Source organism: Alsobacter sp. (assembly GCF_059501845.1).
In genome coordinates this window covers 1,040,838-1,065,283 of record NZ_JCACDK010000018.1, presented here as the reverse complement: position 1 = coordinate 1,065,283, position 24,446 = coordinate 1,040,838, and the positions used below count along the sequence as shown (strand labels likewise).

Annotated in this window: 21 protein-coding genes; 10 read left to right on the top strand and 11 right to left on the bottom strand. The window is 66.1% G+C overall.

Annotation, left to right across the window (positions count from 1 at the left end):
• Positions 1-30 precede the first annotated feature (30 nt).
• Positions 31-621, top strand: a complete 591-nt coding sequence (locus AC5JCN_RS19925; protein WP_495756831.1) for a catalase family protein — start codon at positions 31-33, stop codon at positions 619-621.
• Positions 622-850: 229 nt separating this feature from the next.
• Here AC5JCN_RS19925 and AC5JCN_RS19920 read toward each other — a convergent pair whose 3' ends face one another.
• Positions 851-1,243 (bottom strand): RidA family protein, encoded by a 393-nt coding sequence (locus tag AC5JCN_RS19920; protein WP_495756830.1) that lies wholly within the window; start codon positions 1,241-1,243, stop codon positions 851-853.
• 204 nt (positions 1,244-1,447) lie between these two features.
• Between AC5JCN_RS19920 and AC5JCN_RS19915 the strand changes: the two genes are divergently transcribed.
• Positions 1,448-1,741, top strand: a complete 294-nt coding sequence (locus AC5JCN_RS19915) for a hypothetical protein (protein WP_495756829.1) — start codon at positions 1,448-1,450, stop codon at positions 1,739-1,741.
• Between the two features lie 38 nt (positions 1,742-1,779).
• A complete protein-coding gene (locus AC5JCN_RS19910) occupies positions 1,780-2,835 on the top strand; it encodes a linear amide C-N hydrolase (RefSeq protein ID WP_495756828.1) in 1,056 nt (351 codons plus the stop codon).
• Positions 2,836-3,993: 1,158 nt separating this feature from the next.
• On the opposite strand, the gene AC5JCN_RS19905 is transcribed toward AC5JCN_RS19910, so the two are convergent.
• Together AC5JCN_RS19905 and AC5JCN_RS19900 are read right to left on the bottom strand one after the other, a co-directional pair.
• Positions 3,994-5,235 carry an NAD(P)/FAD-dependent oxidoreductase gene (locus AC5JCN_RS19905; protein ID WP_495756827.1) on the bottom strand — a complete coding sequence of 414 codons (1,242 nt, stop codon included), beginning with the start codon at positions 5,233-5,235 and terminating at the stop codon, positions 3,994-3,996.
• A 75-nt stretch (positions 5,236-5,310) separates the two neighbouring features.
• Complete coding sequence (locus AC5JCN_RS19900; protein ID WP_495756826.1) at positions 5,311-5,910, bottom strand: flavodoxin family protein; 600 nt, start codon at positions 5,908-5,910, stop codon at positions 5,311-5,313.
• Between the two features lie 426 nt (positions 5,911-6,336).
• Between AC5JCN_RS19900 and AC5JCN_RS19895 the strand changes: the two genes are divergently transcribed.
• The 3 genes from AC5JCN_RS19895 to AC5JCN_RS19885 are packed head-to-tail and all read left to right on the top strand — an operon-like array spanning position 6,337 to position 10,159.
• The gene (locus AC5JCN_RS19895; RefSeq protein WP_495756825.1) at positions 6,337-6,843 is read left to right on the top strand and encodes a 2Fe-2S iron-sulfur cluster-binding protein; all 507 of its coding nucleotides are present in this window, start codon (positions 6,337-6,339) and stop codon (positions 6,841-6,843) included.
• Positions 6,840-7,826, top strand: a complete 987-nt coding sequence (locus AC5JCN_RS19890) for an FAD binding domain-containing protein (RefSeq protein WP_495756824.1) — start codon at positions 6,840-6,842, stop codon at positions 7,824-7,826. Before AC5JCN_RS19895 ends, AC5JCN_RS19890 begins: the two co-directional genes overlap by 4 nt.
• Entirely contained in the window at positions 7,823-10,159 is a 2,337-nt protein-coding gene (locus tag AC5JCN_RS19885) for a xanthine dehydrogenase family protein molybdopterin-binding subunit (protein WP_495756823.1), read from the top strand. Before AC5JCN_RS19890 ends, AC5JCN_RS19885 begins: the two co-directional genes overlap by 4 nt.
• A 750-nt stretch (positions 10,160-10,909) precedes the next feature.
• Here the strand turns inward: AC5JCN_RS19885 and rpsU are convergent.
• The gene (gene rpsU, locus AC5JCN_RS19880) at positions 10,910-11,161 is read right to left on the bottom strand and encodes a 30S ribosomal protein S21 (protein WP_495756822.1); all 252 of its coding nucleotides are present in this window, start codon (positions 11,159-11,161) and stop codon (positions 10,910-10,912) included.
• A gap of 432 nt (positions 11,162-11,593) precedes the next feature.
• Between rpsU and AC5JCN_RS19875 the strand changes: the two genes are divergently transcribed.
• Both AC5JCN_RS19875 and AC5JCN_RS19870 read left to right on the top strand, forming a co-directional pair.
• A complete protein-coding gene (locus tag AC5JCN_RS19875) occupies positions 11,594-12,364 on the top strand; it encodes an MBL fold metallo-hydrolase (RefSeq protein ID WP_495756821.1) in 771 nt (256 codons plus the stop codon).
• A 290-nt stretch (positions 12,365-12,654) separates the two neighbouring features.
• A complete protein-coding gene (locus tag AC5JCN_RS19870) occupies positions 12,655-12,852 on the top strand; it encodes a GcrA family cell cycle regulator (protein WP_495756820.1) in 198 nt (65 codons plus the stop codon).
• Positions 12,853-13,012: 160 nt separating this feature from the next.
• On the opposite strand, the gene AC5JCN_RS19865 is transcribed toward AC5JCN_RS19870, so the two are convergent.
• Both AC5JCN_RS19865 and AC5JCN_RS19860 read right to left on the bottom strand, forming a co-directional pair.
• Positions 13,013-13,570, bottom strand: coding sequence for a YidH family protein (locus tag AC5JCN_RS19865; protein WP_495756819.1), 558 nt, complete (start codon positions 13,568-13,570; stop codon positions 13,013-13,015).
• 587 nt (positions 13,571-14,157) lie between these two features.
• Complete coding sequence (locus AC5JCN_RS19860) at positions 14,158-14,556, bottom strand: BLUF domain-containing protein (RefSeq protein WP_495756818.1); 399 nt, start codon at positions 14,554-14,556, stop codon at positions 14,158-14,160.
• Between the two features lie 202 nt (positions 14,557-14,758).
• Between AC5JCN_RS19860 and AC5JCN_RS19855 the strand changes: the two genes are divergently transcribed.
• The gene (locus AC5JCN_RS19855; protein ID WP_495756817.1) at positions 14,759-15,880 is read left to right on the top strand and encodes a zinc-binding dehydrogenase; all 1,122 of its coding nucleotides are present in this window, start codon (positions 14,759-14,761) and stop codon (positions 15,878-15,880) included.
• Positions 15,881-16,073: 193 nt separating this feature from the next.
• Here AC5JCN_RS19855 and AC5JCN_RS19850 read toward each other — a convergent pair whose 3' ends face one another.
• From AC5JCN_RS19850 to AC5JCN_RS19840, 3 genes are all read right to left on the bottom strand, one after another.
• Positions 16,074-17,990: a vWA domain-containing protein gene (locus AC5JCN_RS19850; RefSeq protein WP_495756816.1), complete on the bottom strand. Its 1,917-nt coding sequence runs from the start codon at positions 17,988-17,990 to the stop codon at positions 16,074-16,076.
• Between the two features lie 175 nt (positions 17,991-18,165).
• Positions 18,166-18,711, bottom strand: coding sequence for an RNA polymerase sigma factor (locus AC5JCN_RS19845; RefSeq protein WP_495756815.1), 546 nt, complete (start codon positions 18,709-18,711; stop codon positions 18,166-18,168).
• 189 nt (positions 18,712-18,900) lie between these two features.
• Complete coding sequence (locus AC5JCN_RS19840) at positions 18,901-19,116, bottom strand: hypothetical protein (RefSeq protein WP_495756814.1); 216 nt, start codon at positions 19,114-19,116, stop codon at positions 18,901-18,903.
• Between the two features lie 126 nt (positions 19,117-19,242).
• Here AC5JCN_RS19840 and AC5JCN_RS19835 point away from each other — a divergent pair, with 126 nt between their 5' ends.
• Positions 19,243-19,725: a cupredoxin domain-containing protein gene (locus AC5JCN_RS19835; protein ID WP_495756813.1), complete on the top strand. Its 483-nt coding sequence runs from the start codon at positions 19,243-19,245 to the stop codon at positions 19,723-19,725.
• 194 nt (positions 19,726-19,919) lie between these two features.
• Here the strand turns inward: AC5JCN_RS19835 and AC5JCN_RS19830 are convergent, their stop codons facing one another.
• Complete coding sequence (locus tag AC5JCN_RS19830; RefSeq protein ID WP_495757686.1) at positions 19,920-23,465, bottom strand: GAF domain-containing protein; 3,546 nt, start codon at positions 23,463-23,465, stop codon at positions 19,920-19,922.
• A gap of 511 nt (positions 23,466-23,976) precedes the next feature.
• On the bottom strand, positions 23,977-24,441 hold the full coding sequence (locus AC5JCN_RS19825; RefSeq protein ID WP_495756812.1) for a nuclear transport factor 2 family protein: 465 nt from the start codon (positions 24,439-24,441) through the stop codon (positions 23,977-23,979).
• Positions 24,442-24,446 lie beyond the last annotated feature (5 nt).

Sequence of the window (24,446 nt, the reverse complement as noted above, 5' to 3'; positions counted from 1 at the left end):
CCGCATCTGCCCGAGCCCGCGATCGTGGCCATGTCGCGTGCCGCGCGCGGGCTGGAGGCCGCGCTGGAAGCAGTCGGGACGCAGGCTCCCAACCTCAAGTTCTTCGGTCGCCCGCCCGCGCATCCCTTCGAAGAGCGCTTCTACACGCAGGCTGCGGTACGGTACGGCGCTTATGTCGCCAAGCTGGCGGCCATGCCTTCGGCCGAAACGCTGGCTGCCGTCACCGAAGCAGAACCGCTGGGATCGTCGCGTGACGCGTTCCGGGATGCGGCATGCGCCTTCGCCGCGGATCGGCCGGTCGTCTACGACATCAAGGTGCAACTGTGCACCGACGTCGAGGCCATGCCGATCGAGGACGCGTCCGTCGCGTGGAGCGAAGCGGACAGCCCCTATCGGACGGTGGCGCGGCTGACCCTGCCGCCTCAGCACGCCTGGACGCCGGAGCGGGCGGACTACGACGATCGACTGGCCTACAATCCCGCCCACGCGCTCCGCGCTCACCAGCCGCTGGGATCGATCATGCGCGCCCGGATGCGGGCCTATCGGGCCACGCAGCGTTTCCGGCTCGACGCCAACGGCCTTGCCGCGGATGAGCCGCGCTGCGCTGCGGACATCCCGTGAGGGCGGAAATTTGATCCGAAGCGCGCTTTGCGGCGGTGCGCATGTCGGCAGACCCGCTCCGGTGACCAGTCTTGTCTCGGATGCCGATGCCAACGAGACGGAACTCCACCACGGCAGGGATGCCCGACCGTGGCAACGGAAGCCGGCCGAAGAAGGCGGAGATGGTTAGCGGGAAGGACGGCGATCAGGCGGCAGGACGATGGTCCCGCGCCTCAGGCTCTGTCCCGGGTCACTCGGGCAGCGATGCGATTACCTTGATCTCGAAGTCGAAGCCGCTCAGCCACGTGACGCCTACAGCCGTCCAGTTCGGATAGGGCATGTCCGGAAACTTGTCCGCCTTGACCTTCATGACCGTGTTGAACTGGTTCTCGGGATCCGTGTGGAAGGTCGTGACGTCGACGATGTCGTCGAGGCTACAGCCGCAGCCGGCAAGAACGGCTTCCAGGTTGTCAAAGGCGAGGCGAACCTGCTTCTCGAAGTCGGGCTCGGGCGAACCGTCGGACCTGCTGCCGACCTGTCCCGAGACGAAGACGAGGTTGCCGGCTCGGACAGCCGGAGAATAGCGGTGGGCTTCATACAACGCACGCCGTCCGTCCGGGACAATGACATCTCGTTTGGCCATGGTCGGTCCTCTTTCTTCATCGGTGCGCTTACCTGAACGGGCAGTGCGCAAATCGGCGACAGTGCAGGACGCCAAACGCGTCCAGGCACCTGCCGGGATAACGGACAGCACCGCTGCCAGATCCCACTGGTGCGGTCAGCTCTCGTCCGAATCCTGCGGGTCGACCGGTCGCCGTCTCAGTCCCGCGGCGTAGGCCGCACGACGATGCTGCCGATCTCCGACGTCGTCGGGCTGCTCGACCACGAAGGCAACGGCCAGGGCGATCGCGTCCGGCGCACTTCGCGCCGGCCGATCTCCTCCCGGACTCCGGGATCGCTGACCGAGGTCTGGGCGAACGTCCTACCGATGAACCCGGGCGATCTTTCGGTGACCCTAAGGCCAGGCACACAGTTCTGCCGCAACGCCTCGGTCGCCGTGCGGAGCGCGCTCTCGGCGGCTGCATCGACTTCCATCGCCGGAACGATCACAACAGCTGTCATTTGTCGGAACTCAATTTGATTATATGTTTGTACAACTGATTAGGGGAGGGCTTGGAGATGCAGACGGGCTTGTATCGTGCACTTGGCGTTGGTGTGCTCGTTGCCGCGGTGGGTGCGGCTTCGCTGTCTGGTGCGACGGCGTGCAGCCGCGTCCTGTCGAATACGAGCAAGATTGGCGTGTTCTCCAGCCGAACCATGGACTGGCCGGAGACCACCGAACCCGTCATCACCGTCCTTCCACGCGGGATGCCCCGTAACGGTGGCATGTTGGGACCCGAGACGGTCGTCCCCGAGAACCCCGCCAAATGGACGTCCAAACACGGAAGCATGGTCACCACCGTCTACGGCGTCGGTACCGCGGACGGCCTCAACGAAGCCGGTCTTGGCGCGCACCTGCTTTACCTGACCGCAGCGGATTACGGTCCGCGCGATCCGTCGAAGCCAGGACTTAACGCCGGCCTGTGGGCGCAGTACCTGCTGGACAACGCCGCCACCGTCGAGGAAGCACTCAAGCTCATGGGCGATGTCCAGGTCGTTGCCACCGAGGCGCGGGGGCACAAGGCGACCGTCCATATCGCCGTCGAGGATGCGACGGGCGACTCCGCCGTCCTGGAGTTCGTCAACGGCAAGCTGGTGGTGCATCACGGCCGCGAGTACCGGATCATGACAAACGATCCGCCCTACGACCAGCAACTCGCTCTTCTGAAGCAGTATGACTTCAGCAAGCCGAGCAGCGACACGCCACTGCCGGGGAACGTGAAGGCAACGGACCGCTTCGTGCGCGCCGCCTACTACGCTGCGATGCTGCCGGATCCGAAGAACGAGCGTGAAGCCATTTCGGGCGTGCTGGCCATCGCCAGAAACATCTCCGTGCCATTCGGCGCCCCCTACAAGGGCTTCGGCATCTACAATACCGAATACCGGACAGCCACAAACCTGACGAACCGCCGGTACTTCTTCGAACTCACGACGAGCCCGAATGTCATATCGGCTGATCTGACCAAATTCGACCTAAGCGCCGGTTCACCTGTCATGACGTTGAACCCGGACGACATCGCCCTCTCGGGAGATGTCACCGCCAGATTTCAAAAGGCTCAGCGTGTTCCGTTTTGATTGATCCGCCGGTTCCGGCGGACGGAGAACGTCGAGGCCGGGTCGCAAGGTCCGGCGGTCAGCGTGTGACAGGCAGTGCCATGCGATCCTGCCGCGATCTTCTCACGGGCGCTTACACGGTACTCGGCATTGAGCGACAGCCGGGTTCAGCACTGAACCCGTCTGTCCAGCGCAGACTTTGCTGAGACCATTTGGACCAAGGTCTGCGGATCAAATGTCTGAGGCATAGCGCCTCTGAGCAATTAACCAGCTTTAATTTAAATGAGAACCGATTTCTAGGAGATGAGTTGAAGGCGCACACACTCTGTTTCGAGCGAGCGTCATGCGTAAAATATCTCCGACTACCGCTGGTTTCACAGCATCTGCCGTGCTGTTCCTTGGCCTGGCAGCCGCTTCCACCGCCAGTGCTGCTGATCTTCCACTGTCCGTGCAGCGTAATCACTGCGAACAATTCGGCGGAAGCTTTGCCCATCGGACCTGCTCTGCGGAATACGGAGCGGCAAAACACGCGCTGACAACGGGAGCGATTGACGGAGCGAGCGATGCACCGTTTGACCTTGGCAGTGGCGGTGGACGTAACAATACAGGCCGGACTTCAACCACAAGCCGACCAACGAGCGGAACCGTGGTTCCAATGCCTGGAAAGCCTGCGAAGCCGAGCACGCCCGACGGAGGGAAGCCCGGTACGGACGGCACGGCTGGAACGCCTGAGACGGGTGGCGGTGGACACCCGACGGGAGGCAGCCCCGGCGGAGATAGCGGCAATCATGGGAGTGGAACCTGCGGCTGTGGGGGTAAGCCAGATGCCGGTGGACACGGAAGGTCCAAAGGGCATCGCTGATCCTGTCGAAAGGCCCTCCTCCACCAGCGAGGGCCACTCAGGGTGGTGCGTGAAGCCGCTGCGCCGGCCCGGTGTTCCGCTTAAGCCGGCGTCTGCGATGCGACACCACTCTCATCGTGCCCCGCCGGATTGCTCCGGCAGGGCCTCTCACCCGTGAACGTTTCTCAGCCAAACTCTTCAGAAGAGCCCGGCGCAACAGCGGTCTGTCGCAGGAATTGTCGCTTTGGTGCGAGCGGAGTGCGCCGATCCCTCTATGGCTCTTCGAGCGCAACGTCTATCGGATCACGGTTGGTCACCGCCGACATTCACTTTGACTATCAATCCCGGTCCACGGCAAACCACTCCTGCGCGGGGTCGGTCTGCCCCTGTGCAAGCCGCGCGATCATGTCGGCTGCGATGGCGCTGAAAGTGATTCCGTTGCCGCCATAGCCAAAGGCCGCGTAGGTGCGGGGCATCCCGGGCACGGCCCCGATGAGGGGCAACCCATCCGACGTTTCGCTGAAGAACCCCGTCCATGCCGCGTCAACGGACAGATCTGCGGCGGGAACCAACTCCCTGAGTTTCGCCTGCAGCGTGGCCACCTTCGCGTCGAGCAAGGAGTCGCGGCGCTCCGCGTCCTGGATGTCTTCGTCCTCCCCGCCAAATACGATCCTCCCCTCCGAGGTCAGACGCATATAGGCGTAGGGAGAGGAGGCTTCCCAGACCAGGGCCCGCTCCGGCCAGATCGCGGCTGGGGGCTGTGGCTTCGTCGCGAAGGCCCAGGTGGATGTGATGCGGTGCACTTTCGCAGGCACGAAGGGCGGCAGCTCGTAGCCGTTTGCCATGACGAGGATCTCACCGTCGATCTGACGTCCATCCTCGGTCCGAACCGAAACGCCTTGGGAGCTGCATTCGTAGTCCGTCACCAGTGCAGGCGAGAGCAGCCTCGCTCCGCGGCGGATAGCGGCATCCAGCAGCATGCGCGCGAGGTTCATCGGATGCGCGGCGGCCGAGCCCGCGTGCAGAAGCGCGGCGTCCCGATCGAACCCGAAGCGGGCCTGGAGCTCGCCCGCCGACAGGAACTCGCCTTCGATGCCGGCCCTCAGCCGCAGCCGCAATTCCTCGCGGAGGTCGGACGGGTCGAGTTCGTTTCCCGCCAGGAACAGGCTGGGACGCCACCCGAAGTCACAGGAATTGCCGAGGTCAGCAGCAAGGTGGCCGATCGCGCGAACTGCAGCCACGCTCCGTCGGTAGATGGCCGCAGCCGCGTCGAACCCGAGCCGCTCTTCGAGCTCGAGCATGGGCGCGTCGATCTCCCATTGGAGCAGGGCTGTGCTCGCCGCGGTGCTGCCGCTTCGGGGAAGGTGGCGGTCGACCAGAACGACATCCCGGCCCTCGCGCGTGAAGCGCTCGGCGGCGAACGCGCCGGTGATGCCCGCGCCAACGATGACCACGTCCGTTCGCAAATGGTTCACGGCAGGGAGTGGCGGAGGCGTGAACGGGAGGGCGTCTCGTTCCCAGATGGGACGTCCGGACCTCAGGTCGAGTTCCGTAACCTGATCGTCCACCTGACCATCCATGCCGTTCTCCCACCACAGGCTGTGCAACCTCGCCAACCTTCGGCGCGGCGGTGGGTTCCAAGGCTGCGCTTGCGGCTATTTGTAGCCGGGATAGGGCTCCCGTTTCAGGAGGCGGGCCAGATGCGCCGTGTTGCGCGCCAGCATGCGGCTGGCGTTAGTGACGGTTTCGGGCACGGTCGGCAGATCCTTGAAGTCAGTGCTGCCCATGGCCTCGCCCACCCAGTAGCTCGGACCCCCGGCGGGGATCGTGAACCCGACGTCGGCCAACGCTTGGAAGAGTTCCGCGGATACGTGATGCGCGCCGTCCTCGTTGCCGACGACGACGACATTTGCGACCTTGCCGTGGGCGGGCGTACGACCCTGCTCGTCCGTCTCGTCGAGGAAAGCGTCCATGCGCTCCAGCACGCGCTTGGAGACGCTGGATGGCTGGCCCATCCAGATGGGCGTGCCGATCAGCAGGATGTCAGCCTCGAGAATCTGCCGACGCAAGGCGGGCCAGGCATCGCCCTCGCCCTCGTCTGAGCTGACGCCAGGCTTGATGTCGAGACCCGCGACCCGGACGATCTCTGCAGCCGCCCCGTCCCGGGCGAACTCCGACAGAACGAGTTGCAGCAGCCGGTCGGTGGAGGAGTCTCCACTCGGCTTGAGGGTGCAGTTGAGAGCAAGGATCTTCATGCGCGTGTCTCCGGATCGTTAGCCGGGCGACAACTCCGCGTTGGTAGGATCGCTCCTCGGTTCGGCACAGGCCGCGCGCTGTTGCGACAAACGGTCCCGAAGTCAAACGGGCCAGGCTCCCGATGCCCTTTCGAGTTTCGGAAGGGGTGGAGCTGAACAGCGGGCTCCGCCAGACTTATTTCGCCAGGTGCGGCAATCACGTAGGCACGGCGCCCGCCATACCCCTGGCGGGCATCGGCAGATCGAGCCTGGATTCCTCGACGACCTGCTGGATCTGTCCTCTATCGAGCTTTTCGCTCCTCGGCCCAGCGGTTCGGGTGTGCATCGGCAACTCATCGAGCGCTCGGTTGTTGGGACGCAGCTTTACCTCCGCGTCAGCCGGGATGGCGACGCCTCCGGTGCATTCCAACCTTTCACGAGGGCTCCATGACCATCCTGATCAATGGCACGCCTGCGGCTGTCCCAGACGATCCGCGCGTCTCGCTCCTCGACCTGCTCCGAGACCGTCTCGCCCTTACCGGGACGAAGAAGGGCTGCAACCAGGGGGCCTGCGGCGCGTGCACCGTGCTCGTCGACGGGGAGCGCATCCTGTCCTGCCTGGCGCTGGCGGTTCAGTTCGACGGCCGGGAGGTGACCACCATCGAGGGCCTGGGGACGACCGACGCGCTGCATCCGCTGCAGCAGGCCTTCGTCGACCACGATGGCTTCCAATGTGGCTATTGCACGCCCGGGCAGATCTGTTCGGCCGTGGGCATGATCGAGGAGATCCGGCGCGGCGTGCCGAGCCACGTGACCCAGGACCTCGGTGCGACCGATATCCCCCTGACCCCCGACGAATTGCGCGAGCGCATGAGCGGCAATCTGTGCCGTTGTGGCGCGCATAACGGCATCGTCGAGGCCATTACCGAGGTCTACGCGGAGGCGGGAGCATGAGGCCCTTCAGCTTTGCCCGTGCGGCCGATGCGGCCGATGCGCTTCGCCAGGGTGCGGACGCCGGCGCCCGCTACCTCGGCGGTGGGACCAACCTCGTCGACCTCATGCGCGAGACCATCGAGCGCCCGGCCGCGCTCGTCGACGTCACCGGGCTCAACGGCGACATCGTCGACCAGGCCGACGGCGGCATGAGGATCGGCGCAGCCGTCCGCAACACGGCCCTCGCCGAGCACGCGGCCGTCCGCAACCGCTATCCCGCCCTGTCGCGGGCGATCCTGGCGGGAGCGTCGGCCCAGATCCGCAACATGGCCACGGTGGGCGGCAACCTGCTGCAGCGCACGCGCTGCCCCTATTTCTACGACAAGGATGGCTCGTCCTGTAACAAGCGTCACCCCGGCGAGGGCTGCGACGCTCTCGACGGCTTCAACCGTGGCCATGCCATCCTCGGTGCCTCGGAGTCCTGTGTCGCGGTGCACCCGTCCGACATGGCGGTGGCGCTTGCCGCGTTCGACGCCATCGTCGAGATCCGCGGCGCGGCAGGCGACAGGTCCCTGCCGATCACGGACCTGCACCGCTTGCCGGGTGACCGGCCGGATCTCGACACGACCCTGGAGCCCGGCGACCTCATTACCGGCATCGCCCTGCCGCCTCTCGCCTTCGGCAACCGCTCGACCTACCGCAAGGTCCGCGACCGGGCGAGCTACGCCTTCGCGCTGGTGTCGGTGGCGGCTGCGGTCGAGGTTCGCGACGGGCACGTCGAGGATGTGCGGCTCGCCCTCGGCGGCGTGGCCCACAAGCCGTGGCGCGCCCTCAAGGCTGAGGCTGCCCTGCGGGGCAAACCTGCGACCGAAGCATCCTTCCTCGCGGCCGCGGATGCGGAGCTCGCCGATGCCCGGCCACTGCGGGACAACGGATTCAAGGTCGAACTGGCGCGCCGCACCCTTGCCGCCGTCCTGACGGAACTGACGGGAGGACAGCCATGAGCATCATCAAGGAAACGAAGGTGGCCGTGCAGGGCGCACTGCAGGGCGCGGTAGCCAAGGCCGTGGCGCTGGCGCCTGACAGCTGGATCCCCGGCGGGCGGCCGGATCCCCTCATCGAGCACCGGCACGGCCACGTCGGAAAGCCTGTCTCGCGGATCGATGGTCCGCTGAAGGTTGCGGGACAGGCGCCCTTCGCGTCCGAGATTCCGATGGAGGGAATGGTCTACGCGGCCCTCGCCTTCAGCACGATCGCCAGGGGGCGCATCGCGTCGCTGGACACCGCAGACGCCGAAGCAGCGCCCGGCGTCATCGCCGTCATGACCTACCGGAATGCACCCAGGCTCAAGCCGGTGCCCGTGTTCATGTCCGGTCCCAAGGCCGCCGGCGGTGACGACCTGCCGATCATGCAGGACGATACGATCCACTGGAACGGCGAGCCGATCGCAGTCGTGCTGGCCGAGACCCAGGAGCAGGCCGACCACGCCAAGTCGCTGGTGCGTGCCACATACGAGGACGCGGCGGCCCTCACGAGTTTTACCGAGGCCAAGGCCCGGGGCACGCGCACGGCGGTGTTCATGACCGGGCCCTTGCACGACGAGAAGGGCGATGCGGACGCGGCTCTCGCCGAGGCGCCCGTCCGGGTCGATGCCACCTACACGACGCCCCGGCACAATCACAATGCCATCGAGTTGCATGCGGTTACGGCGGGATGGCAGGGCGAGACCCTGCGCATCCACGACGCGTCGCAACTCGTGGCCCACACGGCATGGTCCGTCGCGCAGATTTTCGGGATCGAGGAGAAGCAGGTCGTCGTCACCTCGCCCTTCGTTGGCGGCGGCTTCGGCGGCAAGTGCCTCTGGCAGCACCAGGTGCTCGCGGCGGCGGCGGCGAAGATGGCGGGACGTCCGGTGCGTCTCGCCCTGTCGCGCGAGGGTGTCTACCGCCTCGTGGGCGGCCGCACGCTGACCGAGCAGCGCGTCGCGCTCGGCGCAGACCGGGACGGTGGGCTGAAGGCCGTCATCCATGAAGGCGTGGTGGCCAAGACTGCCAACAACGTGATGCCGGAGCCCTTCATCCTTGCGACGCGCGGCGCCTACGAGTCAGAGACGCTTCGCCTCGACGTTCAGGCGGTCGAGCTCGACATGCTGAGCAACACCTTCATGCGGGCACCCGGCGAGGCCGTCGGCACCTTCGCGCTGGAGTGTGCCATGGACGAGCTGGCGGAAGCGCTGGGCATGGACCCGATCGCGCTGCGCTTGCGCAACGAGCCCGAGAAGGACCCGCTTTCGGGCCTGCCGTTCTCGTCGCGGCGGATCGTGGATGCCTGGCGGTCCGGTGCCGAACGGTTCGGCTGGGACCGGCGGAACGCGACGCCCGGCGCGGTCCGCGACGGAGAGTGGCTGGTGGGCATGGGATGCGCGACCGGCACCTATCCCTACTACCGCATGCCCGGCGCAGCGGCGCGGCTGACGATCACCCGGGACGGCCGGGCCGTCGTCGACATTGCCGCGCACGAGATGGGCATGGGCACGGCGACCGCGCACACGCAGGTCGCCGCCGAGAGGCTCGGGCTTCCGATGGAGGCGGTGACGTTCAACTACGCGGACTCGACCCTGCCCGGCGTTGTCCTGGCAGGCGGATCGCAGCAGACAGCTGCCGTCGGCGCAGCCGTGATCGCGGCCCACCGCGCGCTCGTGCAGGAGTTGCTGAAGCTGGCTGGCAACGATTCCCCGCTCGCCGGCCTCAATGCCGACGCGGTGTCCAGCCGCGACGCGGGCCTCTGCAAGGCCGACGAACCGGACCGGCACGAGACCTATGCCTCGGTTCTGACGCGCGCACAGCGCGATACCGTCAGCGTGGAAGCGGAAGCTTCGATGCCGCTCGAGACCATGCACTGGTCCATGCACAGCCACGCCGCGATGTTCTGCGAGGTGCGTGTCAACGCAATCACGGGCGAGCCACGCGTCAGCCGGTTCCTCGGATCCTTCGACTGTGGCCGTATCATCAACCCCAAGACGGCGGCCAGCCAGTTCCGGGGTGGCATCATCATGGGCCTTGGGCTCGCCCTGATGGAGGAGACGCAATTCGACGAACGCAAGGGGCGCATCATGAACCCCAGCCTCGCCGAGTACCACGTGCCCGTGCACATGGACGTGCCCAGCATCGATGTCATGTGGACCGACATTGCCGACCCTCACGCCCCGATGGGGGCGCGCGGTGTCGGTGAGATCGGTATCACGGGAACCGGAGCGGCAGTCGCCAACGCCATCTACAACGCCACCGGCAAGCGTGTCCGCGACCTGCCGATTACGCTGGATAAGCTGTTGGGATGAGCTTGCCGGGAGCTGTCAGGTGAAACCTTCGCTCTTGGACGGGGTTTCGCCCCTCTCGTCAGGACGGCGAGGGTACATAACGGCGAGCACGAAATGCTTTTTGATTGGAAGGGCCGGCCGACGCTGATGATGCCAACTCTCGCCTTCGCCGTGCAGAAGCCGGGACAGCGTTGGGTGCGGGCAAGTGCGACAGCTGTGGCACTGGAAGCCGATGCCGTCTCGGAGACGGAGTTCTGGCGACGGTTCGCCTCCTGGGACCTGCCACCGTTCCCGGTGTCCTTCGCAATGATCGACAAGCCCACGGCACGTTCCAGGCAAGGAACGTGCAGCCGGTAACCGGCCCCTTCCTGGGCGGCGTGCCTCGAACAAGAATGGGATGCGAACTCGCCCCGTCGCTTCCCTTTGCTCTCGGGGCGTGCGGTCATGCGGGATTGTTGATCCCGCTTCTGGCTCAGCGATGTTTACTTTGGACCCGGGCGTTTGTTCCAAGCTCCGCCTGTGACCAGCCGAGTGCGCCCCGGGTGGCCCTCAACTGTTCAGGCGAAATGCTCGACAGAGGCCACGATCACACTCACCGAGAACACCGCCCTGGGCCATGGGCGACGGAGATGTTCTGGCGTGGAGTGGCCGCTGTCCGCTGAAGTCCGACCGGAGCACCATGGCAGAGGTGCTCGGCTGCACGCATCGCGCGCCTGGGCCGCTTGCTCCGAAAAAGCGCCAGACGCTGCCAATGCTGTGCAGAGGGGCGGACTAGGCCGATTTCGGCCGGGCCTGCCGCACTTTGGGCTTTGGCATCGGGAGCAGGCCCTCTCGCTGAGCCTGCTTGCGCGCTGCCTTGCGGGACCGGCGGATGGCTTCAGCGTGCTCGCGCGCCCTCCGCTCAGAGGGCTTTTCGTAGCAGGCCCTCTGCTTCATTTCTCTGAAGATGCCCTCGCGCTGCATCCGCTTCTTCAGCACCTTGAGAGCTTGATCCACATTGTTGTCGCGGACGAGAACCTGCACAGAATATCCTGACCATCGTTGGCGCTGATCCGTTCAGCGCAGAAATGCTGCTGTAGCATGCTTACGCCGTCGTTGGCTGTGGTTTTGTTGATTGCGCTCGCGAACGCCGGATGCGCCGTTTGCACAGTCGACCACCCCACCAGCATGCCGGCATAGCATGAACCGTCGGCCCCGGCGCCAGCGACGAGGCCTTGCAGGTGCAATGCGAAGAGGGACGCTCCGGCCATGAGGCGACGGCGGCGGTAATCGCGGCAAGGGTGGCTTGGACTTCGGACTGCCGCTCGCACACTGGACATCAGGGCACTGCGAAGGGCGTGGCTGACATGCCGCATTCGAGAGCGTTGCCGCGCAAGCCACTCTGGTTTCGCTGGAGCCGCACGCTAGGTGGTGGATGGGGGCTGAAACCACTGCAACGATCATCTGGGAGTTCCAATGCCGACGCGCCGTGACACCCTCAAGTCCCTCGCCCTGCCGGTTCTCGCCGCCATTCCTCCGGTTTTCCCAGCCTCCAACGCCTCTGCACAGAACCTGGCACTTTCCGGACAGACCCTCGAAACTTCGGCGGGTCCCGTGGTGATTCACCCCGTAAACCACGCGAGCTTGCTGATCGGGTTCAAGAATCAGGTCATCTACATCGACCCGGTGGGAGGAGGGGCTCGCTACTCGGGCCTGCCCAAGGCCACGGCAATCGTCCTCACTCATCAGCACCCGGACCATTTCGATGTTCCGACCCTCGAGGCACTCGGGGTCGCCGAGATCGGGCTGACCGCGCCGAAGATCGTTGCCGAGAGCATGCCCGAGGGGATGAGGTCGCGCGTACGGCTTGCCGCGAACGGCGACAAGGGCGAAGTCGCCGGCGTGCCGTTCACCGTCGTCCCGGCCTACAATACGACATCGGACCGGCTGAAGTTCCACCCCAAGGGTGTCGGCAACGGCTATGTCTTCACATTTGGCGACAAGCAGGTCTATGTCGCCGGCGATACGGAGGACATCCCGGAGATGCGCGCTCTCAAAAACATTGACGTTGCCTTTCTCCCGATGAACCTCCCATACACAATGACTGTGGATCAGGCCGCCGATGCCGTGAAAGCCTTTCGACCGAAGGTTGTCTATCCCTACCATTACAAGGGGAGCGACCCGAAGGCGTTTGCTGCGGCGGTTGGATCAGCGGCCGAGGTACGCCTGATCGACTGGTACGCCTGACCGGGGCGGCACTGCGCGAAAGCCGCGCGTGGTGCCGTTTCCGCCCCATCTGCCGATCGCCGCATGTCCGGCCCCGGATCACCCGGTGCTCGTGCCAAAGCTCGGTCAATGACACCGTTGCGCCAGTGGGGTGCCGGACGGTGCATCCCCTTTGCGCCGGCGATCGGTCAGCATGCAGGGTAGCCATGCAGCCGTGAGGCTAACCTTTCAACGGCCGCATCCCCATCTCCCGGGTCCCATCATCGATCCCGGACTATTACGGAGCGGGCAAGTCCTGCTGAGGAGTTTTCATGCTAGCCATAAACCAATTGAGTGCGCACTCCTGCCGGTGGGCGACCAGCGCCCATTCAAGCCGCCATCACACGTTTGACTGCAAGAAGCCGGCCGTCGCTGGCAGGCCCTATTGCTCAGACCACTGCCGTCAGGCTTTCCAGGTGACAAATCCGGGCCACGGCCGCGACGCTTCGCGATTCAGGAAGGCTGGCTGAACACGCGGCAGGTTCCGGCCGGCCTTGCCGTACGGGATGGCTTAGTGTCTTGACGGCTAAGGTGGCCCGCGGATCAGCGGAGGGGCAACCGCTCAAAAGCGAATGTGGAGCAGGTCGGCACCGCACGCTTACGGGAGGAACCCTGACGGGGTTCACGTGGTCATTGCCCCGTCGGCGACCAGACTCCGACGAGAGCCGCCAGTGCCACGAGCGCGAGAAAGCCGTTCACCGTCACAAGCACCAGCGGGGGCAGGCGCGAGACGTCCGGATTCGGCGGCGGCGCTCCCACGAAGATCTGTCGCCAGACGCCCGCGATAAAGCAGAATGCGCTGAACAGGATGAGGATCGTTCCCGTGCCGACCACCATCCACGCCGGCACGATGCCGTCCAGCAGCTTGCGAGCGCCAATGCCGCTCGCGAGGGCAACCAGGCCGGTGCGGACCCAGGCGGCGTAGGTACGCTCCGCCGCGTACATGGTCCGGTCCGCCGCGAGCTCGGTGCGGCGGTCGGCACTGTCTTTGGTCTGCTGAGCAGCGCTTGCGGTGCTGGTCGCGGCGACCGCAGTGGTCTGCGCCGCACTCTCGGTGTGCTCGGCAGCTTTCTTTGCCTGGGCCGCAGTCGTGCGGGCCATCTCCTCACCTTGCGCACTCACCTGAGCCTCGCTTTCGACGGCGCCTCGCCAAGCCTTCGCGGCCTCGGAAGAGGAGCGGTCAGCCACTGGTCTTCCGGCAACGCTCCGGCGTCGCGAGCGTTCGGCCACGACTGGCTGGCAGGCCCGCACAGGCCGTCTGGCCCGTCCCCGCTCGAAAGCTCACGTCAGTTTCTGTCGCCTTGACCCAACCGCTTGTCGAGCCACCGCGTAAGGGCGAGGCACACAGCTGCCGCAGCGAAGATCCACATTCCGGAGCGCTCCCTCGGGCTCATCTAGGCTTGGATGAGACAGAAGCCAGGGTTGCGCGACCCGGGTGTTTTCGTGCCCAGCCTTGCCAGACGATGAGCGCAGCGCATGCAACCCAGAGCAGGACAACGATGCCGAAGGGGTGCACCGAAATCCGCACGAGTGGTCGTACGCGCAAGGCGGAAAAACGGCTCTGTCTCGAAGCGGGATCGGCACATCTGACGCCGCTTTGCCGCACTGAGGGGTGCCGTGAACGACACGGTCTCGAAACTCGCCGAGATGGACGTCAACGATCGTTCCAAGGGGCGCGATGCCGCCAGTGCCTCGGCTGAGATCAATGTGGGCGCCGTCTGCCACCCAGGGCCACGGATCCTCGTCTGCTTTCCTGCTCTCGCCGACGGATGGGTTCAGGCCGGCTCACCGGCTAGCCGCGTGAATACGGCCAGAACCTGCTTGGGCGAGGCGCTGGACAGCGCCCCGTTCGCGACTTCTTCCTGCGTCCACATCCAGGATCTCGCAGGATCGTCTCGCATGGACCATTGCGGAAACAGGCGTTCGCCCACCGGCGCGCTGAAGCGTTTCTCGACTTCGAGATGCCGGTCGTCCCGGGTGATGCGCTCGAAGGCCGCCTCGACAGCGTCTGACGGACCCTCGAGCAATTGAAGGTAGACATCGGCCCTGCAGATCAGCGCGCCGGTGATGCCGTCGCGCGCGTTGTTGCGGCGGGCGTCGGACAAGATGCCGCCCAGCAGGGCATCATCGAAGCCGAAGGGCCGGGACGAGTAGATGATCTGGACGAGATCCATCGCGGGACGCCTTTCCGTTTCGTTGCAGGCTAGGCTCTTTCCCCGGCGACACAAGCGCCCGAACCGTTCCCGCTGCCTCGGCAATGACACGGCGCCTTGCTGATGTCCGGGGCCGCGACATCATGACGGGAGTTGGATTGCGTAAGCAGCTGGCGCTCCAGCGTTCATGCTACCCATCAATCCGATCAGCAGGAGAACGATCATGGCCCGGGAAGCCCTCGAACTTCGAACCCTGATCACCCAGGACGGGCGGCTGCGTATCAGCCTCGAGCCGATGACCATCGATCCCCCGGCACCCGGTGAGATCATCGTCCGGGTGGAGGCAGCACCGATCAATCCCTCTGACCTCGCGCTGCTTCTCGGCCCCGCCGATCCCGCGACGTTGACGGCGGGCGGATCGGCAGAGCACCCCGCACTGGCGGCGCAGGTCTCGCCTACCTCTCTCGGCGCCGTGCGCGGGCGCATCGGGCAACCGCTGCCTGCCGGGAATGAAGGCGCCGGCACCGTGATCGAGGCTGCGCCCGATGCTGCTCATCTCGTCGGGCGCAAGGTCGGGATGTGGGGCGGGAGCATGTACGCCACCCTGCGCAAGGTTGCAGCACGCGACTGCATCCTCCTTCCCGACGGGGTGGACTCCCGCGAAGGGGCATCGCTGTTCGTCAATCCCCTCACGGCGCTCGGCTTCGTCGAAACGATGCGCATGGAGGGGCACACGGCGCTGGTGCACACCGCCGCCGCATCCAACCTCGGGCAGATGCTGGTGCGGATCTGCAAGGCCGACGGCATCCCGCTGGTGAACGTGGTGCGAAGCCAGGCGCAGGTGGACCTGCTGCGCGGCATCGGCGCCGAGCATGTCGTCGACAGCAGCAGTCCCGATTTCGACGCCCTGCTGAACGAGGCACTCACGGCAACCCGCGCGACGCTGGGCTTCGATGCCGTGGGCGGTGGCGATTTGGCGAGCCGGATCCTGAACGCCATGGAGGCGGTCGCCGTGCGGGACATGCCGTCCTACAACCGCTACGGCTCGACCGTGGCCAAGCAGGTCTACATCTACGGTCTGCTGGACCCGAGTCCTCTCGTGCTGCGTCGCGGATTCGGCTTTTCCTGGAGCGTCGGCGGGTGGCTGCTTCCCAACTTCCTGCAGAAGGTTGGGCGCGACGTGGCCGCTCGCATGCACCAGCGTATCGCCGACGAGATCCGCACCACCTTCGCCAGTCATTACACGCGGACGATCGGCCTCGCCGACATGCTGAAACCAGAGGTGATGGCGGCTGCGCACAAAAAGAGCACCGGCGAGAAGTTCCTGGTCGATCCGCGACTGTGAGGATCTGCTTGCAAGGCGCGCCCTTTCCAGACCTGAACCACAGTTTGGATTTCGGTCGCCTTGAGCTTCGCTCGTTTTGGACTTGGCAACCTGACAGGGCGGTGCGGGTCCGTCGTCAAAGGACCGCAGGTGCGCACTCGACCGAGGGAGATCCCTCGGCCGAGCGATGAATGTGGATGCGTTTGCGACTTCGCTATTTCGGGGCGGGCTTTGGCATGAGGGGCACCGGAGTACCCGGAACCCCGTCGGGCTGCTGCGCCGGGAGCGCGGTTTTGGCAGCGCGAACCAGCTGCACGAACTCGGCCCGGTAGCCGTAGGGGTCTTCTCCCCGCGCACCCTGTGCCAGAGCGAGAACCCTGTCGAAGTCCCCGGAGGCGTATTTGCCGCCGCGCAGGATCTCGGCGAAGTCGGCGACCGCCAGGGCCCAGCGGGTCTCGCGGGGCGCTGCCTCCAGCGACTTCACCGCGCCCGAGGCAGGTACGGGGACGGACATGAGCGCGCTGGTGTCGGACCCTGGCAGCTTGTAGCGGAGCTTCACGAAGGCGAGTTCGTCCGCAGCAGGGGACGCCTTCTGTGCCGCCGCAGTCGTGTAGCGAAGCGGATCGGACGTCCCCGGGGCGCCCACCGGGACGATCTCGTAGACGACCGTCACGGCCTTGCCCGATCCCACCTCGCCGGCATCGACCTTGTCGTTGTTGAAGTCCTCTCGGGCAAGGAGCCGCTTCTCGTATCCGACAAGGCGATATTCGGAGACCCGTGCCGGGTTGAACTCGACTTGCACCTTCACGTCGCTGGCGATGGGGAACATGGACGAGGTCGCCTCGTCGACGAGCACCTTCCTGGCCTCGGCGAGGGTGTCGATGTAAGCGGCGGCGCCATTGCCGTGCTGGGCGAGCGCCTGCATCGTGCTGTCGTTGTAGTTGCCCATGCCGAAGCCGAGAACGGACAGGAAGATGCCGGTCTGGCGCTTCGAGGCGACGAAGTCCTGCAGCTCGCCTGGATTGGCGATGCCGACATTGAAGTCACCGTCCGTCGCGAGGACGACCCGGTTCAAGGCGCCCTTCTCGAAGTTGCGCTCGGCGAGATCGTAGGCGGCGGCGATCCCCGCCTGTCCCGCAGTGCTGCCGCCGGAACCGAGCGAGGCGATCACGTCCAGGATACGCCCTTTCTGCGACGCCGGCGTAGGCTCAAGCGCGACGCCTGCCGAGCCGGCATAGGTGACGATGCCGATCGTGTCGTCGGGCCTAAGCGTGTCGACCAGCATGGAGAGCGCCTGCTTGGCGAGCGGCAGACGGTTCGGCCCGGACATCGAGCCGGATGTGTCGATCAGGAAGGTGAGGTGGGCGCGCGGGCGCTGGCCGGCGTCGAGCGCGTACCCTTTCACCGCGACGTGGATGACCTGCCGGTTCGCATTCCAGGGGCTCGGCGCCACGGTGGCGGTGACGGCAAACGGCTCGTTGCGGTCCTTCGGCGCGGCGTAGTCGTACGGGAAGTAGTTCAGGAACTCCTCCGGCCGCACGGAAGCGGGCGGCGGCAGGAGATTGCGGGCGAGGCTCGCGCGCATGAAGGAGTAGCTGGTGGTGTCGACGTCGAGCGAGAAGGTCGAGACCGGCTCCGCCGACACGTCCTTGAAGCCGCTCGCCTCGCGGCGGTCGAAGCGGCCGCCGGCGGGTTCCTGCTCCTGCGCGCCGGCGGCATCGGACCTCGCCAGCTGCCGCGCGGGGCTGGGAGGCGACATTTCCGGAGCGGACATTTTCGCTGCGGCGTCGGCCGCCCGCATCTTTCCCTGAGGCGGTGACGGCTTTGCGGGCGCTGCAGCAGGCGGCGGCGCTGCCACGGGAGGCGGCTCCGCGTTCGCCAGGCGAGCAGCATCGGCTTCCGTCCTGCCGACAGCCTCCGGCTTGGCCTTCGTGCCTTCGGCTTCGACCAGAGGGAACGGTCCTGGTTTGTCAGCAGAGCTCGCCGAGGGACCGATCCCGTTTTCCTCGAGCGCGTCGACCATTCCCCTGCCGGCAGGCAGCGTCAGGTGGCGGCTCAGCATCGGCGCAGCCGCCAGGACCAGCAGCGCGGCCGCGGCGGTCGATCCCCACAGGATCCTCGTCTTGCCCATCGATCTCTCCCGGTTTCCGGAACGCCGACCGGCATTCCTTTCCGTGAGACGCGAACGATCGGACGATCCTTGGACGCGGCCGGACGATTTCTGATCGTAGCGGTCCATCGCCGCCCTGATCGCGTCCTCGCGAACGGCGTCGGACGGGAGCGGCCCCTCGGGAAGGTGGATGTCGTCAGCCATGGACGTCCGCCTCCAGCAGCTTGCCTAATCTCTTGCGTGCCTCGTGCATGCGCCAGGACACCGTCGCTTCTTTCACTCCGAGCACCTGGGCCGCTTCGGCGTGGCTCAGGCCTTCACCGGCGACCAGGACCACGGCGTCGAGCAGGCCGGGATCCAGCTTCTTCAAACTGTCGGTCAGGACGGACCTGTCGAAAAGAGACCTGCCGTCCGGCCCTTGCGCATTCGCACTCCAGACGCCGAACGCGGTCCTGAGACGGGCGAAGGTCGAGCTTCGCCGCCCCCTGTCCTTGCAGGCGTTGATCACGACGCCGGTGAGCCACGTCGTGAACCGCGCCTCTCCCCTGAACGACGAGATGCGGTCCACCAACGCGCAGCAGACATCCTGGGCGACGTCCTCCGCATCGGGACGCGAGCCCGTCATTCGCCAGGCAAGCCGGAAGATCCGGTCATAGTGGCGGCGGAGCAAAGCCTCGAACGCCACGCGGTCGCCAAAGGCCGCGCGGTGAGCAAGGATTTCGTCCGGAGTGCCCGCGTCCATCTGCTCCTGTCCAAGCCTTCCCACATCATTGGACGCGGCCCGGCGCGACATCCTTGGCGCGGGACCAGATAAATCTGCGGCGAGCCATGCCGCGGGGTGGGTCGATCGCGGGCAGTGTCTTTCGCTTGCCGTGTGAGCGGCCGTAAGAACTGTCCTGCGCTCGCCAGCGGTTCAGCTGGAGTTCAATCCTCAGAACTCGCCGAACCCGTGGTGTGCAAACGTCGTCGAGTCTGAATGCAGGTGGAAGGGCGAGCTCTCGTCCGTATAGCTTACGGGCTGAAACACGACGCCATTGGCATCCACCACCGGCGCAGTGGTGTCCCCGTGAGCCCTGTCCCAAATACCGAGGTGGTTGAGGTCTACCCCGTGGTTGAACAGGAATTCCTCACCAGGCGTTTCAAGCACCGTGCCGACACTACCAGCACTGCCATTGCTAACGACGGTGTCCACGGTGTTGGGGGTGTGCCCGGCACTATCGGCGTGCTCACCCGGAGTTGCATCAGCACTGAAATGTCTAGAAGGAGAACAATCGTGAGGACTTTCGTCATTGCGGTAGCCGCAATGGCCGCGCTCGCCATCCATGCACCGGCCGTCTGGGCGGGCGCCGGCGAGTCCGGTCACCACCACGCCGCCGGCGGCTTCGGCCAGCCGGGCGATCCGAAGAAGCCTGCCCGGGTAGTCGATATCGTCATGAAGGACGGGGACCAAGGCATGGCCTTCGTGCCCAACCGCATCGAGGTGAAGAAGGGCGAGCAGGTACGCTTCGAGCTCAGGAACGACGGCAACAGCGACCACGAGATGGTGCTTGCCACGCTCGAGATGAACCTGAAGCATGCCGAGGCGATGAAGAGCAACCCCGACATGGACCACGACGATCCGAACGCCAAGCGGATCGGGCCGAAGGAGTCGTCCGAGATCCTCTGGCGCTTCGATACAGCCGGCACCTTCGACTTCTCGTGCCTCATTCCCGGTCACCGCGAAGCCGGCATGACCGGCACCATTATCGTCAGGTGAGCGGGAGCACCCTCATGAGCCGTAGCCTTCTGGCCGCGACCGCCGCCTAGGCCCACGCGCGCCACAGGGGAGCGAGGCGGATCTGACGGCCCGGCCGTTCACGGCTCCGAGATGCGATCGCTTCCTATTACCGGCCATTATGGTGGCCGGGTCTATGCACCTGTTCCGAATCCCGCTCTGCGATATCGCTCCCGCTAGCAGGGACCGTTGGTGAGCTGGGCGAGGCTTGACGCCAGTTCCTCCGCCCTGAACGGCTTTCTCAGGCGCGGGAGGTCGGAATCCACACCGTCGGCGTAACCGGACACGAGCAGGACAGGCAGCCCGGGTTTGGCGGACCGAACCTCGCGAGCCAGATCGGTGCCGTTGATGCCCGGCATCAGGTGGTCGGTGACCAGAAGGTCGAAGGCCTCGCCCTTCTGGATCAGGGAGAGTGCCTCCTCGGCGCTGGTCGCCTCGATCACCGCATAGCCGAGGTCGCTCAGCATATCCGCCGTGATCATTCGAACGAGGTCCTCGTCATCGACGAGGAGCGCTGTTCCGCGCGTTCCCGGCAGCTCGGGAGATCCGGCGGCAGGGCTGACCGCCTCCAATCCTTCGGCGCTCTGGGGCAACCACAGCTCGACGTTGGTGCCTCGTCCGGGCCGGCTCTGGATCGTGAGCGCACCGCCGAGCTGTGAGGCAAGGCCGTGGACCATCGAGAGGCCGAGACCCGTCCCCTTGCCCACTCCCTTGGTGGAGAAAAACGGCTCGACGGCGCGAGCCGCCGTCGCCTCGTCCATCCCTGCGCCCGTGTCCGCGACGGACAGGCGAAGGTAGGTGCCGGGCGGGAGCTTGGACCGGTGACCCGCCCCGACCTCTTCAGCCCCGACGGAAATGCTGAGCGTGCCGCCTCCCTCCGCCATGGCGTCGCGCGCGTTCACGACGAGGTTCAGGAGTGCCATCTCGAGCTGGTTCGGGTCGGCCTCAGCCGGTGGCAGGTCGGGCGGGGTGTCGGCCACAACCCTGATCTGCGGGCCCGTGGTGCTCGCGACCAGCTCGCCCATGTCGTTGACCAATTTGGCGAGGTCGACCGGGATCGGCTGGAGCGGCTGGCGGCGCGCAAAGGCAAGCAGCCGCTGAACGAGAGTTTTTGCCCGTTCGGCCGACTGCATCGCGCCGGCGATGAGGCGCTGCTCGCGCTCACCGCCGAGCTGCCGCCGCTGAAGCATGTCGAGCGAACCGACGATGGGGGCCAGCAGGTTGTTGAAATCGTGTGCGACGCCGCCGGTGAGCTGGCCCATCGCCTCCATCTTCTGCGACTGCCGCAGCGCCTCCTGCGCCTCGGCGAGCTGCGCTTCGCGACGGAGCCGGTCAGTCACATCGGTGACGAACTGATAGACGCCGACCTGCTCGCCGGCCTCGTTGCGAAGCGGCCGGAAGTTCACCTCGTAGTAGGGACGTGACCGCTCGGGGTCGCCGTAGTCCTCCACCATCGTGACGGGCTCGTCGTGCATGCCCTTGGCCCAGCCGAGCCGCACCTGCTCCTGGTGCTCCGGCTGGTCGGCCAGGAGCTCCAGCATGTTGTCGCCCGCCTTCGGCCGCACCCCGAAGATGCGCTCGAATTCGTCCGCGTTGGCGACATTCAGGGCCAGGATGTTGTAGTCGAGATCGACCGCCATGATCATGACGTCGGTCATCTCGACGAGCTTGGCGAGCATGTTGCGCTCGGCCATGGCCTCGGCGACTCGGCGCTCCAGCGTGTCGTTGAGCTCGCGCAGCCGGTCCTCGGCGCGGGCACGTTCGATCGCGGCCCTGACGCGCTCGCCGACCTCGCGGAACAAGCCCTCTTCGGACACAGACCATGTTCGGGGCGTGGCACTCTGCAGGGCCAGCAGGCTGACATAGCGGTCGGCCTCGAACAGGACGACGTCGAGGTACGCGCCAACCTGCCTGGCCAGGAGCCCTCGCCGCGCATCTTCGCTGAAGCGCGGGTCTGTACGCACGTCGTCGACCTTGACGATCGGGCCCTCATGATAGGAGCGCAGCACGTCAGGCCCGAAAGCCGCCAGCTCGTGCTCGCCCACGATCGACGCGACGCCTTTCGTGTAGTCCCGCTCGACTTTCATCAGGCTGCCGAAGATCTCGGCATAGAAGACCCGGCTCAGACCAAACCGCTCGCCGAGGCGCTCGGCCACTGCCGAGGCAATCTCCCCCGGCGTCCTGAGCGAACGCAATTCATCGGACAGGGAGAGCAGGAACGCCTGGCGCGCCTCGCTTTCACGCAGCTCGGCCTGGACCAGCGACCGTTCGATCGCGTCGGCTGCCTGGCGGGCCAGAACGTCGAAGAGCTTGAGGTCACGTGGCGGCGGAGTATGCGGATGCTGCCAGTGCGTGGAGAGCATGCCCAGCAGCTTTCCCGACCGGGACAGGAGCGGCGTCGTCTGGACCGCGCGCATGCCGGTCCAGCGGTAGGCCTGCAGATCGCCGCTGTCGGCGGGCAGGCCGCTGTTCTCCACGTCGGGGATGATCACCCGCTCGCCGGACGACAACGCAATACCGCAAGTGCTCCCGGAGGTCGTATCCACGGTCTGCCAGTAGTCGGCTGAGCGCTGGTCGTAGCCGCGGTGCGCCAGGAGCTGGAGGGATCCGGCCGCGTCCAGAATTTGGATGCTCGCGGACTGGGATCCCATCAGGTTGGCGGCAGCAGTGAGGATGACATCGTAGATCGCCTGCGGGGCCTCATCGCCCACCAGCCGCGTGCTCACCTCCTGCAATCGCTCCATCGCCTCGACCTCGGCCGCAAGAGCGGACTCGCTCTCGCGCAGGGCGGCCTCGGCGCTCGCACGCTCGACGGCCGCCCAGGTGCGGCTGCCGGCGTCCTCGACAAGGCGCGTCTCCAGGTCGGACCACCGGCGCGGGACGGCCGAGTGCACATAGAGGATCGCGACGAGGCGGTTTTCGCTCACGAGCGGCGCCGCGATGAGGGCGCGTGTGCCGATGCTCTCCCAGGTGAGGAGATAGTCCGGGCGAGATGTCCTCGGATCGGTGAGGCAATCGCCGACGACCAGCGTGCGCCCGGCACGAAGCTCGGCGATCACCTCCGGGCCGAACGCATCCAGCACGCGCGCCTCGCCCGCCAGCGAGACGTTGGCTCCGTCTGTCCAGTCTCGCGCGACCGACACGATCTCTCCGGTCGGGTCGATCTCACCATAGCCCACCCGCCCGACGCGGAGATGCCGACCGAGGAGCCCGGCGGTGGCCGCCGTCAGATCGACGGGATCGGCGAGCTTCGCGAGCGTGTCGCCCAGCCTCACGACGAAGCTCTGCCGCTGCTCGGCCAGCACCTTGCCCGTGGTTTCGGCAACGGCGCAGAACATGCCGGCGATACGGCCGTTTTCGTCGTGCACGGGGGAGTAGGAAAAGGTGAACCAGGTCTGCTCGTCATAGCCGCGCCGGTTCATGACCAGCGGCAGATCCTCGCGGTAGGTTGCCTCGCCAGCGAGGGCGGCATCGATGAGCGGCGAGATGTCGGGCCAGATCTCCGACCAGATTTCGCGGAAGCGGGCGCCGAGAGCGCCAGGGTGCTTGGCACCCAGGATCTCGGCATAGGCGTCGTTGTAGAGAAAGCCGAGTTCGTCACCCCAGGCGACGAACATCGGAAACTTCGACCCGAGCAGCAGCCCCACCACCGAGCGTAGGGACTGTGGCCACGTTTCCGGCGCGCCGAGAGAGGATGTCGACCAGTCCAGTCCCGCCATCATACGGCCAGTCTGACCACCGATGGCGATCAGGCGGTCGGTAAAGCGGGAGGCCACGACAACGGGCACGAAAGATCCTTTCCGCGGCCGGATCCAGATCAGACTTCGGCGGAATGACTCAACGGTTAACCCAGGAACGCGCCAGCGTCATGGTCAAACCTGCCGGGCGGGCTTGTTTCCAAGCTGCTGCGGGGGACAGCATTGTAGCTGTGAACAATGACGGATCGAATTTCAACCAATAATGCCAGCCGTGATCTTGGCTGACAGCGGGGGTTCGCGGATTACGGTGGTAGACGAGCAGAACGAAAACCAACTCACCTCGCCGGCCTGACCGACCAGCACTCCGAGCAGCCGGTGATAGCGCCACGGTTTGGTCCCCCAAACCCTGCCGATGCGTCCGGTCCGAACGGCTAAACAACGCCGGGCAGATCAATGCGGGCGGCGCGCCCTTCCGGGCAAGCCGGCCGGCCATCGCATTGGGGGCTGACGGCGCGACCTCTCGGGCAGGCACCGGTCAGGGCGCGCCCTTCTGAGTGGTCGTAAACAGGGCGGCGATACGCCAGCCGGCTTGCGCCTTGACGCAGAGGACGCTGACGAGGAAGCGGAGGTGGTCGGGGCCGGGCTCGCGCGATCCGATCTCCAGCACCAGCGGGAGGTGCAGGTACCCCGTGCGGTCGTCGAGTTCGACCGCGACAGCCGTGTCGAGGCCCGGCTTGACCTCCCACACGTCGGATTTCTGAAACACGGCCATCCGCTCGATCATGGCATCCGGGCCCCAGTAGGACTGGCCGTCGCTCACCCAGAGGAAGCGGGGCGAGTCGAGGAGCAGCGACCGCACCGCCGCGAGATCGTGCCTGTTCTGCGCGGCAACGAAGGCCTCGTAGGTGGCGCGCACCTCGTCGGCGGTTCCGGCCCGTGCCAGGGCCGGAGAAGCGATCATCAGCAGCGCAAGGGCCGTGGTGCGGACGAACCGTGTCATAGGCT